11 protein-coding genes are annotated in these 14,620 nt (G+C 72.7%); 9 read left to right on the top strand and 2 right to left on the bottom strand.

Going from position 1 to position 14,620, the window contains the following annotated elements; all coding sequences use genetic code 11:
* The first annotated feature begins 65 nt into the window (after window positions 1-65).
* Window positions 66-1,016 (top strand): alpha/beta hydrolase, encoded by a 951-nt coding sequence (locus ACFQS7_RS23950; protein WP_380069664.1) that lies wholly within the window; start codon window positions 66-68, stop codon window positions 1,014-1,016.
* Window positions 1,017-1,198: 182 nt separating this feature from the next.
* On the top strand, window positions 1,199-1,729 hold the full coding sequence (locus tag ACFQS7_RS23945) for a hypothetical protein (protein ID WP_380069663.1): 531 nt from the start codon (window positions 1,199-1,201) through the stop codon (window positions 1,727-1,729).
* A 73-nt stretch (window positions 1,730-1,802) separates the two neighbouring features.
* Here ACFQS7_RS23945 and ACFQS7_RS23940 read toward each other — a convergent pair whose 3' ends face one another.
* Window positions 1,803-2,285, bottom strand: coding sequence for a GNAT family N-acetyltransferase (locus ACFQS7_RS23940; RefSeq protein WP_380069662.1), 483 nt, complete (start codon window positions 2,283-2,285; stop codon window positions 1,803-1,805).
* A 63-nt stretch (window positions 2,286-2,348) separates the two neighbouring features.
* Here ACFQS7_RS23940 and ACFQS7_RS23935 point away from each other — a divergent pair, with 63 nt between their 5' ends.
* The gene (locus tag ACFQS7_RS23935; protein ID WP_380069661.1) at window positions 2,349-3,356 is read left to right on the top strand and encodes a P1 family peptidase; all 1,008 of its coding nucleotides are present in this window, start codon (window positions 2,349-2,351) and stop codon (window positions 3,354-3,356) included.
* Window positions 3,357-3,455: 99 nt separating this feature from the next.
* Window positions 3,456-4,247, top strand: coding sequence for a peptidoglycan-binding protein (locus tag ACFQS7_RS23930; protein ID WP_380069660.1), 792 nt, complete (start codon window positions 3,456-3,458; stop codon window positions 4,245-4,247).
* Window positions 4,248-4,265: 18 nt separating this feature from the next.
* Here ACFQS7_RS23930 and ACFQS7_RS23925 read toward each other — a convergent pair whose 3' ends face one another.
* Complete coding sequence (locus tag ACFQS7_RS23925; RefSeq protein WP_380069659.1) at window positions 4,266-5,411, bottom strand: amidohydrolase; 1,146 nt, start codon at window positions 5,409-5,411, stop codon at window positions 4,266-4,268.
* Window positions 5,412-5,488: 77 nt separating this feature from the next.
* Between ACFQS7_RS23925 and ACFQS7_RS23920 the strand changes: the two genes are divergently transcribed.
* The 5 genes from ACFQS7_RS23920 to ACFQS7_RS23900 all read left to right on the top strand — a co-directional run bounded on the left by ACFQS7_RS23920 (window position 5,489) and on the right by ACFQS7_RS23900 (window position 14,596).
* Window positions 5,489-7,360: an autotransporter assembly complex family protein gene (locus ACFQS7_RS23920; RefSeq protein WP_380069658.1), complete on the top strand. Its 1,872-nt coding sequence runs from the start codon at window positions 5,489-5,491 to the stop codon at window positions 7,358-7,360.
* Complete coding sequence (locus ACFQS7_RS23915) at window positions 7,360-11,160, top strand: translocation/assembly module TamB domain-containing protein (protein WP_380069657.1); 3,801 nt, start codon at window positions 7,360-7,362, stop codon at window positions 11,158-11,160. The genes ACFQS7_RS23920 and ACFQS7_RS23915 overlap by 1 nt, the downstream gene beginning before the upstream one ends.
* Before the next feature lie 325 nt (window positions 11,161-11,485).
* Window positions 11,486-11,941, top strand: a complete 456-nt coding sequence (locus ACFQS7_RS23910) for a MarR family winged helix-turn-helix transcriptional regulator (RefSeq protein ID WP_380069656.1) — start codon at window positions 11,486-11,488, stop codon at window positions 11,939-11,941.
* A gap of 17 nt (window positions 11,942-11,958) precedes the next feature.
* A complete protein-coding gene (locus ACFQS7_RS23905; protein ID WP_380069655.1) occupies window positions 11,959-13,059 on the top strand; it encodes an HlyD family secretion protein in 1,101 nt (366 codons plus the stop codon).
* Between the two features lies 1 nt (window position 13,060).
* Complete coding sequence (locus ACFQS7_RS23900) at window positions 13,061-14,596, top strand: DHA2 family efflux MFS transporter permease subunit (protein ID WP_380069654.1); 1,536 nt, start codon at window positions 13,061-13,063, stop codon at window positions 14,594-14,596.
* The last annotated feature ends 24 nt before the right edge of the window (window positions 14,597-14,620 follow it).

The raw sequence follows: 14,620 nt of genomic DNA, 5'->3' as shown, positions 1-14,620 counted from the left end.
TGACATTTCCGCTCTTGCGGCGGCGGCCGGCGCCACCTCCACTGGACGCGACGGAGGAGACGAGCATGGCGGACCCGCGGCTGGACCCGGAGATGGCGGCCTTCAACGCGATGATGGAGTCGCGCGCCGCCGCGCTGCCGCCGATCCGGCTGGCCGAGCCCTTCGACGAGCCGCGGGCGCTGACCGAGGCTCTGAACCTGCCGCTGGCCGAGGGCGGGCCGGTGATGGCCGAGAGCGCCGATCGCTGGGTCCCGGCGCGCGGCCGCCGGGTGCAGTGCCGGGTGCACCGGCCGGACCTGCCGGGACCGCTGCCCGTGCTGCTCTATCTGCATGGCGGCGGCTGGGTCTGGAACAGCATCGACACGCATGACCGGCTGATGCGGGAATATGCCGCCGCGGCCGGCTGCATCGTGGTCGGGCCGGATTACGCGCTGAGCCCGGAGGCGGCCTTCCCGCAGGCGCTGGAGGAATGCGCGGCGGTACTGCGCTGGATCGTGGTGCATGGTGCCGACTGGGGGATGGACCCTGGGCGGGTCGTCGTCGGCGGCGATTCGGCCGGCGCCAACCTGGCGGCCGGCCTCGCCCTCTGGCTGCGCGACGGCCCCGAGCCGGTACCGCTGCGCGGCCTGCTGCTGAACTACGGCGTCTTCGATTCGCGCCTCGACACGCCGAGCTACGCCGAATTCGCCAGCGGCTACGGGCTGACCCGGGAGCGGATGGAATTCTATTGGCGGGCCTATGCGCCGCGCGCGGCAGACCGCGTCAGCCCGCTGGCGGCGCCGTTGCGGGGCGACCTCGCCGGCCTGCCGCCCTGCCTGCTGCATGTCGCCGAGCTGGACGTGCTGGCCGCCGAGAACCAGGCGATGGCGGCGCGGCTGCGGGCCGCCGGCGTGGCGGTCGACACGAAGGTCTTTCCCGGCACGGTGCATGGCTTCCTGCGCGCGGTCGGCCATGTCGGCCAGGCGCGTGCGGCGGTGGCGGCGGCCGGCACTTGGCTGCGCACCCGGCTCGACTGAGGCCGGCTGTCGTTTTCGTGCGCCGCGGTGATGCGAATGGAACACGGGCCCAATCGCCAAATGCGGATTCCTCTTTATTTTAGATATATCTGAATTACCGGCAGCAAAGCCATCACTCCGGCATTCCCCAACCGTTGGCCCGCTTGCCGCGGGCCGCCCCGGCAGGCGAGAGGATACGGGACATGGCCGAACAAAGGGCATCGGAACGGACGGCGGAACGCACATCGCCCGAGCGCCTGATGGCGAGGCCCGAGGCGGACCGCAACGGTGAATTGCCCAGCCGGACCGGCGGTTACGACCACATGGCGGCGGAAGCACACCGATCCGCCGAGGCGGCCACGCAGGCCGCCACAAATGCCGCGGCCGAGGAGATCGGCGCCAGCGTGACCCGGCTGGTGCAGGAGACGAGCCGCGGCCTGCGCGCCGCCATGCTGCTGCCGGCCAGCCCGGGCACCGGCTTCGGCGAGATGCAGGAGGCCTTCGCCGCGATGGTCGCCAGCATGATGCGCAACAACATCCGCCTCGCCCAGGAAATGCTGCGCATCTACAGCCTGCAGGACAACCTCGTCCTGATGCAGCGTATCATGCGGCACTGGTCCGACGCCGCGCTGCAAAGCCAGGCGTCGATGGCCCGCATGGTGCAGCCGCCGGCCGAGCAGGTGGCAACATGGGCCGAGGCGGCGGCACAACGGCCGGGCACGCCGGCGCATTGAGCCCTTGCCGGCGGCCGGGCGGGGCGCTGCTGCAGACCTTCGCGCCCGAAGGCGCTGCGGTCCTCGGCACGCCTCAGCGGGGGCGCGCCATGAAGCGGGCACCCTCGCCGTAGCTGGCAAGCGCGGCAGGATCCGCGACCGGCACGTCCTGGAAGCCAAGCCGTGCCCAGTACGGGCCGGTGCCGGGGATGGCCACCAGCGTCGCCGCGGCCAGTGGCGAGGCCGCCAGCAGCGCCCGCAGCACCGCCCCGGCATGCCCGGCGCCGCGCGCCGCAGGGTCGAGCGCAATGTCGTGGACATGCCAGGCCCGCGGCCGCGCCGGCAGCGCGCCGAGCAACGCATCGAGCGGCGGCGGCGACGTCCCGCTCCAGGGATGGCTGACGGCATAGCCCAGCAGCGGCCTGCCCGCCGCCAGCACCCGGCACCCCGCCGGGGCGAGGGCCAGCCGCTCGGCGAGGACCACGGGCGATTCGGGGTGGTGCGGGTGCAGCCGGTCGGCCAGCGCCTGCACCGCGGGCAGGTCGGCCTCGGTCATCGGGCGCCAGGCCGGGATCATGTCGCACACTCCTGTCGCTCCGCCGGATAGCGCGGCCGCGCGGCGCATGCGAGCCTGTCGGGCATGAGCATCCGACCGGGCCCGCGCAACCTGATCACCGATGTCGCGGGCATCCTCGTCGGCAATGCCGGAGACCACCGGGTCCGCACCGGAGTCACTGTGGTTTACCCGGCGGAACGCTGCCCCGCCGCGGCCGATGTGCGCGGCGGCGCGCCGGGCACCTGGAACATCCAGGCGCTGGACGCCACCAGCCTGCGCAACGAGGTGGATGCCATCGTCCTCTCGGGCGGGTCGATGTACGGGCTGGATGCCGGCGGCGGCGTGGTCGCGGCGCTCGGTGCGCGCGGGCGGGGGATCGGCTTCGGCGGCGCGGTCATCCCGGTGGTGCCGGGCGCCATCCTGTTCGACCTGGCCAATGGCGGCGACAAGGCCTGGGGCGAGGCGCCGCCCTATGCCGCGCTGGGCCGCGCCGCGCTCGATGCGGTCGGGACGGATTTCGCGCTGGGCAATGCCGGCGCCGGGCTCGGCGCGCGGTCGGGCGCGCTGAGAGGGGGCCTGGGCAGCGCCAGCACGGTGACGGCAGACGGGTTGCAGCTCGGCGCCCTGGTTGCGGTCAACAGCTTTGGCAGTGCGGTGATGCCCGGGACCGACCGGTTCTGGGCTTGGCCGTACGAGATGGGCGACGAGTTCGGCGGGCTCGGCCCACCGCCGGCGGACTGGCAGGGCGAGCGGGAGATGCCGCTGCCGCCGGGCTTCGCGGTGAACCCCTTGGCCAACACCACGATCGCCGTGGTGGCCTGCAACGTGGTGCTTTCGAAGGGAGAGTTGCAGCGCCTGGCGATGATGGCGCAGGACGGGCTGGCACGGGCGATCCGGCCGATCCACACGCCCTTCGACGGGGATACGGTGTTCGCCATGGCAACGGGGGCGGTGCCGCTGACCAATCCGGCGATGCTGGCGCGGCTCGGCCACCTGGCCGCCGACACGCTGGCGCGTGCTGTGGCACGCGGCGTCTACCATGCCGAGAGCCTCGGCGACCGGCCGGGCTGGCGGGCGCGCTTCGGGCACTGACCGCCGCTGCCACGTGCGCCGGCATACGGACGGCGGGCATCGGGCCGACGCAGCCTGCCGCCGCGGCCTGGACGGTCCATGCCGCGGAGGATACGCGCCATGCCCGATTCACTCGCCCCGCGTACTGCCCCGATTTTCCCCGGCACCACGCTCCGCCGCAACAGCACGGAAACGGCGGCCGTGCTGGCCGTGCAGCAGGCATTGAATGCCCGCGGCTGCGGCCCGGTCGACGAGGACGGCGCCTATGGCCCGCAGACCGAGGCCGCCGTCCGGCTGTTCCAGGCCCGCGCTTTCGACGCGCAGCAACACCCGCTGACGGTCGACGGCATGGTCGGCCCGGTGACCTGGGTGGCGCTGTTCGGTGCCACGGCGCTGCCGCCGATGACGTCGGGCGGCGCGCTCGCCAAAGCGGCGCTGGCCGTCGCCATGACGCAGATAGGGGTACGGGAGAAGCCGCCCCTGTCGAACCGTGGCGAGGAGGTCGAGGCCTACCTCGCTTCGGTCGGCGTTCCGCCGGGCAATGCCTGGTGCGCCGCCTTCGTCTATTTCTGCGCCACCGAGGCGGCGCGGAAAGCCAGCCTGGCCAATCCGCTGCCAAGGACAGGCGGCGTGCTCGACATGTGGCGGAAGGCGCTGAAGGCCGGCCTGCCCTGCCTGACCACCGCGCAGGCCGTCGCCGCCCCCGGCCTGGTCTCCAGCGGCATGATCTTCATCATGGATTTCGGCGAGGGCAAGGGCCACACAGGCTTCGTCAAGGATCTGGCCGGCGGCCGGCTTGCGACCATCGAGGGCAATTCCAACGACGACGGCTCACGCGACGGCGTTGGCGTCTTCGCCCTCACCCGCCGCACCCTCGGCTCGGTCAATACCGGCTTCATCGGGCTGCCCTGACAGGCGGCCGGGCGGGGGTCAGCCCCCCGCCAGCGACCGCTTGGCGACCTCGGCCAGGAAGCCGCTGGCCGCCGGCAGGATGGCGTCGTTGAAGTCGTAATTGGGGTTGTGCAACTCGCAGCCGCCCTCGCCTGGCCCGTTGCCGATCCAGACGAAGGCGCCCGGCACCTCGGCCAGGAACCAGGAGAAATCCTCCCCGGTCATCGCCGCCGCCAGGTCGCGCCGCACCGTGGTGACGGCGCCGGCCGCCACCGCGGCCAGGTCGCGCTCGGCCGGATGATTGGCGGTGACCGGCACGCCGACCTTGAACTCGACTTCCGCCCGCAACCCGAAGGCCGCAGCGATGCCGTCGGCGACGCGGCGCATGCCGGCCTCGATCGCCGCGCCGGTCTCGTCCGAGAGCCAGCGCGCCGTGCCCTTCAGCACCGCGCGGTTGGCGATCTGGTTCTGCGCCGACCCGGCCTCGGCCACCGTCACGCTGACCACGCCGGCCTGCATCGGGTCCACGTTGCGGGCGACGATCGACTGCAGCGCGACGATGCAGTGCCCGGCGCCGAGCATCGGGTCGCGCGTCAGGTGCGGCAGCGCGGCATGGCCGGCATGCCCCTCGAAGGCGATCTCGAAGCGGGCGCCGGCGGCCATCACCGCGCGCTCGTGCACCGCGACGGTCCCGGCCTCGAGCCCCGGCCAGTTGTGCCAGCCGAAGATCCGCTCCATCGGGAAGCGGGAGAACAGCCCGTCGGCGATCATCGCCCGGGCGCCGCCGCCGCCTTCCTCCGCCGGCTGGAAGACCAGTTGCACCGTGCCGGCCCAGCCCTTGTCGGCGGTCAGCAGCGCGGCCGCGCCGAGCAGCGCGGTGGTGTGCCCGTCATGGCCGCAGGCATGCATCACCCCGGGGATGGTGGAGCGGTGCGGCAGGTCCGGGTTGACCTCCTGGATCGGCAGCGCATCCATGTCGCCGCGCAGCCCGACCGAGCGGTTGCCGCCACGGCGAATGGTGCCGACCAGCCCATGCCCGCCGACCCCCTCGGTGACCTCCACCCCCATCTCGCGCAGCCGGGCGGCGACGAAGGCGGCGGTCTCCCCCTCATGCAGGGTCAGGCCCGGATGGGCGTGCAGGTGGCGGCGCCAGGCGGTCAGGTTTTGGGCGAGGGCTTCATCCATGGCAGAGTCCTAGCCTGCGCCCATCTGCAGTGCCATCCCCGCGGGGAACCACCCTCCAGGAAAACACTTCCGCACCCGTGCCAGCCCGCTTCCGCCGCCTCCTGCTGCCTTTCCTGTTGCTCGCCGGCCTCGCTTTGGCCCAGGAACCGCCGCCGGATCCCGACACGCTCCCCTACAAGGTGGAGATCGCGCCAACCGGTGACGGAAGGCTGGACGCGGCGTTGGCGGCGGTGTCGCAGCTTGTCGCCCTGCAGGACTCCGCGCCGACCAGCGCCGGCGGCGTGCTCGGCCGCGCCGATGGCGACCGCGAAAGGCTACAGCGCGCCCTGCAGTCGGAAGGCTACTGGGCCGGCACCACGCGGATCGAACTCGCCGGCGGCACGGTGGGCGACCCGGGAATGCTGGATCGGCTGGACGCGGCGGAGGCACGGCCGCTGCCGATCAGGATCGTGGTCGATCAAGGCAAACCCTACCAGATCACCCGCATCGGCCTGCGGGCCGAAGCATCGGCCGAGCAGCCCGCGGTGGACCAGGCCGCCGCGACGCCCTTCGGCCTGGCGGTAGGCGATCCGGCCCGGGCGGAGCCGGTGCTGGCGGCCGAGCGAACCCTGCTGGATCGGCTGCTGAATGCCGGCCACCCGCTGGCCAGCATGGTGCGGCGGGAAACCACGGTCGACCATGACCGCAAGACCATGAATGTCGCCTGGACCTTCGCCCCCGGCCCGGTTGCCCGCTTCGCCGCACCGGAGGTCGCCGGCATGGTGCAGGTGGACCCCACCTTTCTGCGCGCCCAGGCCTCGCGGCTCGAAGGCCAGCGCTACAGCCCGGCGGCCCTGGAGACGGAACGCCAGTCGCTGATGGGGCTCGGCGCCTTCGGCTCGGTCCGCGCCCGGGCGGCGGAGCGGCTCGACGAGGCCGGCCGGCTGCCGGTCACCTTCACCGTGGCCGAGCGGGCCCGCCGTGCCCTGGGCGTGAACCTCGCCTACGAGACCAATTACGGCCCCACCATCCGGGTCTATTGGGAACACCGGAACCTGTTCGGCCGGGCCGAACGGCTGCGGCTGGAAGCCGAGGTTGCCCGGCTCGGCACCAATGGCGGGCTGGGGCAGTCGACCTACCGGATCGGCGGCACCTATCGCGACCCCTCCGTCTTCGGCCTGAGCATCGGCCCGGACTGGAGCTTCATCGGCAGCCTGTTCGGCCTGCGGGAGCGGCTGGAGGCCTATGACCGCGACGCCATCACCTTCTCGGCATTGATGGAGCGGCGCTTTTCCGAACGGATCAGCGCCAATCTTGGGCCGGTGCTGGATTTCGGCAGCATCGGGCCGCCGGGCGGGACGCTGACGCCCTACCAGATCCTCGGCGTCCAGTTCGGCGGGCGGTATGACGGCACCGATAGCCTGCTCGACCCGGCGCGCGGCTACCGGGTCAGCGGCACCCTCACGCCGTCCTGGTCGTTCCGCGATTCGGCGCCCTTCGCACCGTTGCGGGTGACCGGCAGCACCTATTGGGACGTGCTGGGCGACCGCCGAAGCATCCTCGCGGTGCGCGGCACCGTCGGGTCTTTGATGGGCGGCGACCAAGCCAATGTGCCGCGGCACCAGCGCTTCTATGCCGGCGGCGGCGGCTCGGTGCGTGGCTACGACTACCAGTCGATCGGTCCGCGCGACGAATTCAATCGCCCCAACGGGGGTGCGAGCCTGATCGAAGCCAGCCTGGAATGGCGGCAGCGGGTCTGGGGCGACATCGGCGCGGTGGCCTTCGTCGATGCCGGCTCGGTGGGTACCGGTTCAGCGCCGGACACCACCAACCTGCGGGTCGGGGCCGGCGCCGGGTTGCGCTATTACACGCCGATCGGGCCGGTCCGGGCGGACGTGGCGCTGCCGCTGGTCAAGCAGCGGGACAACTCGGCCTTCGGGCTCTATGTCGGCATCGGCCAGGCCTTCTGATGCGGCCCGTCTTCAAGTGGGTGCTGGGCATCCTTCTCGCCTTGGTCGGGCTGCCGCTGCTGGTGCTCGGCGCCGCCCTGGCCTGGATCAATACCGAGGGCGGCCGGGCGACGGTGGCGCGCTTGGCCGCCGCGCAGGTGCCGGGCCTGGCCATCGAGGGGCTGAGCGGCCCCATCCCCGGCCGGATCGGCGCGGCGCGGATCACCCTGGCAGACCAGGACGGCATCTGGCTGACGGTGGAGGAGGCACGGATCGTCCTCGACCTGATGGCGCTGACCACCGGGACCTTCCGCATCGAGCGGCTGGAGGCGGCGCGCATCGCCCTGCCCCGGCTGCCGGCCGCAAGCGACGCGCCGGCCCCGCCCGAGCCGCCGTCGGAAACCGTGCTGCCGCAACTGCCATCCCTGCCGGTCGCGGTCGCGCTCGACCATCTCGGCATCGGCCGACTGGAGCTCGGCGCGCCGATCCTGCAGCAGGACGCCGTCTTCTCGGTCGAGGGGCATGCGGCGCTGGCCGTCGGCGCATTGCGGGCGGCGCTCGACCTCAAGCGGGTGGATGCGGATGGCGGTGCGAGCCTGACGCTTGCCCTCGCCCCGACGGAGGACCGGCTCGCGGCCAGGCTGGCGCTGCGCGAGTCGCCGGGCGGCATCGGGCCGACCCTGGCCGGCCTGCCGGACCAGCCCCTGGCGCTCGCCCTGACCTTGGATGGTCCGGCCAGCGGCGCGGCGCTGGCCCTCGATGCCGGGCTCGGCCCTGACTTCAAGGTCACCGCGCAAGGCGTTGTCCGTGCGACACCCGACGGCGCATTCGGTGCCACGCTCAAGGGCGAGGCACGGGCCTCCCCCTTCCTGCCGCCCGAGGCGGCGCCGCTGGCGGTTCCGGCAGCCTTTGCCCTCGATGCCGACCTTGGCGCCGACCAGCGGCTGGCGCTGCGGGACCTGACGGTGACGGTGCCGGCGGGGAGTCTGGCCGCCACCGGCACCGCCGACCTGACGACCGAGGCGCTGGACCTCAAGGCGACGCTCGCCCTGGTCGAGTCCGGCCGGTTCGGCGCGCTGCTGCCGCCGGGCCTCGGCTGGCAGGCGGTGGATGCGCAGGCGGCGATCGGCGGCACCCTGGCCAAGCCGGCGCTCGACCTGACCCTGCGGCCGGCGGCGCTGCGCACCGGCGTGGCGCAGGCCGATGCGGTGCTCGGCCCGGCACCGCGCCTTGCCCTCAAGGCCGCGCTGCCGGGGCCTAGCCTCGACGCCGTGCTGGAGGGCGCCGAGGGGCGGCTGACGGCGGTGGGAAGCCTGGCCGAACCGATCGCGCTCGATGTCCGGCTGTCCCTGCCGCGCCTCGCCGTGCTGGGCGCCGGGTCTGAGGGCGCGCTGGCGGCCCGCGTCCAGGCGACCGGCAAGCTGACCGACCCGGACCTGGTCGTGAGCGCTTCATCCGGTCGCATCGAAGCGGCCGGGCACGTGCTGGAATCGCTCGCTTTGGATGCCCGCATCGCCACCCCGGCATCCGCTCCACGCGGCATCGCGACGCTGGATGGCAAACTGGACGGCATGCCTCTGGCCCTCGCCTTCCGCGGCCAGCCGGACGGCAGCGCCGTGCAGATCGAACAAGGCGAGGCGCGGCTCGGTCCCGCCCGCTTCGCCGTCACCGGCCGGCTCGAACCCGCCGGCCCGCTGTTCGACGGCACCGCGAAGCTGGAGGCCACCGACCTCGCCCCGCTCGGCAAGCTGGGGGGCGTTGCCGGACTGTCAGGCCGGCTGGGGCTGGAGGCAAAGCTGACCCCGAAGGACGGCGTACAGGGCTTCGAGGCCAGGCTCGACGCCCCGAAGCTCGGCTTCGACGGCACCGAGGGCAGCCTGCAGGCGACCGCCGCCGGCACCCCCGCCGCCATCGATTGGACCATCCAGGGCCGCGCCACCGAAGGTAGCGTCAACGGCCGCGGCAGGCTGGCGCAGGACAACGGCGGCTGGCGGCTCGACCTGGCGGCGCTGGAGGCGCAGGCGATGGGCGAGGCCATCCGCCTGGCCGCACCCACCCGGGTCAAGCTCGGCGGCAATGGCGGGATCGACCTGGCGCCAACCGCATTGGCCATCGCCCGCGGTGGCCGGATCGAGACGCGCGGCACATGGGGTCCGGAACGCGCCGACGTCACCGCGACCATTGCCGCCCTGCCCTTGGCGCTGGCTGAGCGCTTCGCGCCAGACGTCAAGCCGCAGGGCACGCTCTCTGCCGAAATCCGTGCGACCGGCCCAGTGGCCCGGCCCGAGATAAAGGCGACATTGAACGGCACCGGGCTCGGCGCCGGCGCCGATTGGGCGAATGGCCTGCCGGCCCTGACGCTGCGCGCCGAGGGCAGCCTGGCCGGCGAGGCGGCGCAACTCCGCGCCGAGCTCGATGCGGGCCCGGCCGGGCGGATCGACCTGACCGCGCGACTACCCAAGGGCTTCGGGCCGCAGGGGCCGCTGACCGCCACGGTCGATGGCGGGCTGAACCTGGCGCCGCTGGCAAGCCCCTTCCTCGCCGCCGGCGCCGACAGGGTGGCCGGGCGGCTCGCCTTGGCGCTGCGGGCGGATGGCACGCTGGGGACGCCGCGGCTCGGCGGCCGCGCGACGCTCTCGGGCGCCGAGTACCGCAACGCCGTCTACGGGGTCCGGGTCTTCGACCTGAACGGCACGATCTCCGGCGATGGGACGCGGCTGGTGATCGACCGCATCGCCGGCCGCACCGCAGGCAACGGCACCATCGTCCTGCAGGGCAGCCTCGATGCCGGCGCGCCGGGCTTCCCCGCCGACCTGACGCTGACCGCCCGCAATGCACGGCCCGTGGTCTCCGACCTGGTCACCGCCACGCTCAACACCGATATCCGTGTGCTGGGGCCGGTCACCGGCGGCGGCACCGTCTCCGGCACCGTCCGCATCCTGCAGGCGGAGATCCGCATCCCGACCACCCTGCCGGCCAGCGTCCCGACCCTGGCGAATGTCCGCCAGACCGGCCGGCTGCCGCCCGGCGTCATCCCCCCGGCGCCGCCGCGCCCGCCGGCGCCGCCCGCCCCGCCGTTGAACCTCGCGGTCACCATCAGCGCGCCGCAGAGCATCTATGTGCGCGGCCGCGGCGTCGACGTGGAGCTGGGCGGCGAGATCAGGGTCGGCGGCACCGCCGCGGCGCCGGTGCCCAGCGGCAGCCTTACCCTGCGCCGCGGCACGCTGAACCTGATCGGCCGGCAACTCACCTTCCAGCGGGGCAGCATCGGCTTCCAGCCCGGCTCGCTGCTGCCGACGCTCGACCTCAGCGCGCAGGCAACCTCCGGCAGCACCACCATCACGGTGGCGGTCCAGGGCTCGCCGGCGGCGCCCAAGGTGAGCTTCAGCTCCTCCCCCGAATTGCCGCAGGACGAGGTGCTGGCGCGGCTGCTCTTCGACCGGGCGACCAGCAATCTCTCGCCCTTCGAGATCGCCCAGATCGCCGGCGCCGTGGCGCAGATGACCGGCATCGGCGGCGGTGCGGCCAATCCGCTGGACAAGGTGCGGGGGCTGCTGGGGCTGGACCGGTTGGGGGTGGGGGCCGGCAGCCAGCAATCGGGCACCGGCGGCACGCAGCGGGACGGCCAGACGGGACCCACCATCGAGGCGGGGCGCTATGTCGCGCCCGGCGTCTTCCTCGGCGTGCGGCAGGGCACGCAGGGTGGCCAGACCGGGGTCGGCGTGCAGGTCGAGATCACCCCGCGGCTGAAGCTGGATGGCCAGACCGCCACCGGCCCGGCGGGCGACCGGCTCGGCCTGTCCTACGAATTCGAATACTGAGCGGAGACGGCCTCGGGCCATCGTTTCCGGCATCCCGGCGTGTCGCCCAGCTCGATGCGCATGACGCCTGGCTCGGCCGGTCTTGCGCGGTGATCCCGGATGACCTCGACCCCGGCAGCCGCGAGCCGGAGGCGCCGGACGGCGATGCCGGCGGCTTGGCCGCACGACGCGGCAAGCGCGATGGCCCGACCGGTGCGGGCCGATCAGGCCGCCCTGGTCAAGGTAATGCGCAAGGGATGGTGACGAGTGCCGCGGGGGTAGGAAGTATGTTTGCTGTTGGGCTGATGATAACGCGGCTTATATTCCCTCGCGTGAGGATCAGACCTTGCCCGACCTGCACGAACCCAACCTGCTGATCCTGCTGAACGACGTCGCCCGGCTGATCCGAACCCAGGCGGACCGCCGCGCCCGGGCGCATGGGATGACCCGGGCGCAGTGGATGATCCTGGTCCGGCTGCGCCGCTGCGGCGGCATGACCCAGCGCGAGCTGGCCGAGATCCTCGAGGTGGAACCGATCACCGTCGGCCGCCTGGTGGATCGGCTGGCAGCCCGCGCCCTGGTCGAGCGCCGCGCCGACCCGGCCGATCGCCGGGTCTGGCGGCTGCACCTGACGCCTGCCGCCGACCCGGTGCTGGCCGAGATCGACCAGGTGCGGATCGCCTTCGACGCCGAGGCCACCGCCGGCCTGTCGCCCGAGCGCCGCCAGGCGGTGGTCGAGGCGCTGCTGCTGATGAAGTCCAACCTGAGCCAGGCCGCCGGCGAAGCCGGTGAGGCCGCCTGAGAAAGCGACTGACCACGATGCCCGAGGGTTCGATCCGCACCGAGCGCAGCGCCGATGACGGCACGGCGGCTGCCGTCCCGCCGAAGCGCCGCCGCTGGCTGCGCCCCGTCCTGATGCTGGGCGGCGTGCTGGCGGTGGTGGCCGGCGCCGGTGCCGTCTGGCTGCATGGCGGGCGCTATGCGGGCACCGACGACGCCTATGTGCAGGCCGACAAGTTGCTGGTCTCCACCGACGTCGCCGGCATCGTCCGGGCGATCGCAGTGCGGGAGGGCGAGGTGGTGACGCCCGGCCAGGTGCTCGTGAAGCTGGACGCCGCGCCTTTCGAATTCGCCGTGCAGCAGGCCGCGGCGCAGGTGTCGCAGACCGCGCTCAACCTGCACGCCATGCAGGCCGACTATCGCCGCATCCAGCACGACATCGCGGCACAGGAGGCCGCGGTGCAGCTGGCCCAGGCGAGCTACGATCGCACGGCGCAGATCGTCAACAGCGGCGCGGTGACGCGCGCCAGCTTCGACCAGAACCGCTTCGGCCTGCAGCAGGCGCAGCAGCAACTCGAATCGCTGCGCGTCCAGGCCCAGGTGCAGCTGGCGAAGCTGGGCGGCGAGGCGGATGCGCCGGTCGAGCAGCATCCCGACTGGCGTGCCGCCCAGGCGCATCTGGCGGAGGCGAAGCGGCAGCTCGACCACACCACGCTGCGGGCGCCCTTCGCCGGCACGGTGACGCAGGTTTCCTCCCTGCAGCCGGGCCAGTATCTCGGCGCGGCGACGCCGGCCTTCGCGCTGGTCTCCGATCGGAACATCTGGGTGGACGCGCTGCCGAAGGAGACCGACCTGACGCATGTGAAGCCGGGCGACGCGGCGACCATCACGGTCGACACCTATCCGGGCGTGACCTGGACCGGCGCGGTGGAGAGCATCAGCCCGGCCTCGGGCTCCACCTTCAGCGTGCTGCCGGCGCAGAATTCCTCCGGCAACTGGGTGAAGGTGGTGCAGCGCATCCCGGTCCGCATCCGCGTCGAGCAGCCGGCCGAGGGGCCGAAGCTGCGCGCGGGGATGAGCGCCGTGGTCTCGATCGACACCGGTCATGAACGCCACCTGAGCGACCTGATCGGCGGCTGAGATGACGTCCCCCGAGCCGGTGGTGCCGCATCGCGGCCTGATCACCGTCTGCGCCATGGTGGCGACGCTGATGCAGGCGCTGGACGGCACCATCGCCAATGTCGCGCTGCCCTACATGCAGGGCGGGCTGGCGGCCTCGGCCGACCAGATCACCTGGGTGCTGACCAGCTACATCACCGCCGCCGCCATCCTGACCGCGCCGGTGGGCTTCCTCGTCGCCCGGTTCGGCCGACGGGCGGTCTTCCTCGGTTCGGTCGGCGGCTTCACCCTGGCCTCCGTGCTGTGCGGCGCGGCGCAGTCGCTGGAGCAGATGGTGGTGTTCCGGCTGCTGCAGGGTGCCTTCGGCGCGGCACTGGTGCCGCTCAGCCAGTCCACCATGCTCGACATCTACCCGCCCGAGCAGCGCGGCCAGGCCATGGCGATCTGGGGCATGGGAGTCATGGTCGGGCCGATCCTCGGGCCGACCCTCGGCGGCTACCTGACCGAAAGCTGGAATTGGCGCTGGGTCTTCTACGTCAACCTGCCCTTCGGCGTGCTGGCCTTCCTCGGCCTGATGGTCTTCCTGCCGAAGGGTGGCGCAGCGGCGGAACGACGGTTCGACTGGCTCGGCTTCGGCGTGCTGGCGCTCGGCATCGGCGCGCTGCAGGTCATGCTCGACCGCGGCGAGCTCAAGAACTGGTTCGGCTCGACCGAGATCCTGGTCGAGGCGACCCTGGCCGCGCTCGGCCTCTATCTCTTCCTGGTCCACATGGCGCTGGCCGAGAAGCCCTTCATCCCGCCGCGCATCTTCCGAGACCGGAATTTCAGCGCGGGCCTCGGCATCATGTTCGCGGTCGGCGCCATCCTCTTCGCCACCTCGGCGCTGCTGGCGCCCTATCTGCAGACGCTGGCGGACTACCCGGTCTTCACCGCGGGCCTGGCGATGGCGCCACGCGGCCTCGGCACCATGGCGGCGATGTTCCTGGCCGGGCGGCTGGCCAGCCGGTTCGATCCGCGCAAGGTCATGGCCTTCGGCATCCTGGTGCTGTCCTGGACGCTCTGGGACATGGTGCACTGGACCCCCGACATCCCGATGCACTGGCTGATGCTGGTCACCGTCATCCAGGGCGCGGGGCTCGGCTTCGTCTTCATCCCGCTGAACCTCGTCGCCTTCGCCACGCTGGACCCCGTGCTGCGGACCGACGGCACCGCGCTGATCAGCCTGCTGCGCAATCTCGGCTCGGCGATCGGCATCTCGGTCATGGCGGCGCTGCTGACGCGCAACACCCAGATCATGCATGCCTCGCTGGCCGAGCACGTGACGCCGCTGAACCGGCTGTTCGAGCTGCCCGGGGTGCAGCGCTTCTGGGACCCCGCCACCCCCGCCGGCGTCGCGGCGCTGAATGCCGAGGTGACCCGGCAGTCCAGCATCATCGCCTATGGCAACGACTTCTACCTGCTGATGCTGCTGGCCCTGGCGATGCTGTTCCTGCTGCCGCTCATGCGGCGGCCGCCCCGGGCTGCGGCGGCGGACGCCGCACACGCAGCACTGGATTGAGACCAGGTGCGCTTTCGCACACCC

This window comes from Dankookia sp. GCM10030260 (assembly GCF_042666655.1).
Taxonomy (GTDB): domain Bacteria; phylum Pseudomonadota; class Alphaproteobacteria; order Acetobacterales; family Acetobacteraceae; genus Paracraurococcus.
Note: the sequence above shows the minus strand (reverse complement) of the source record. Positions and strands in the feature narration are given on the sequence as shown.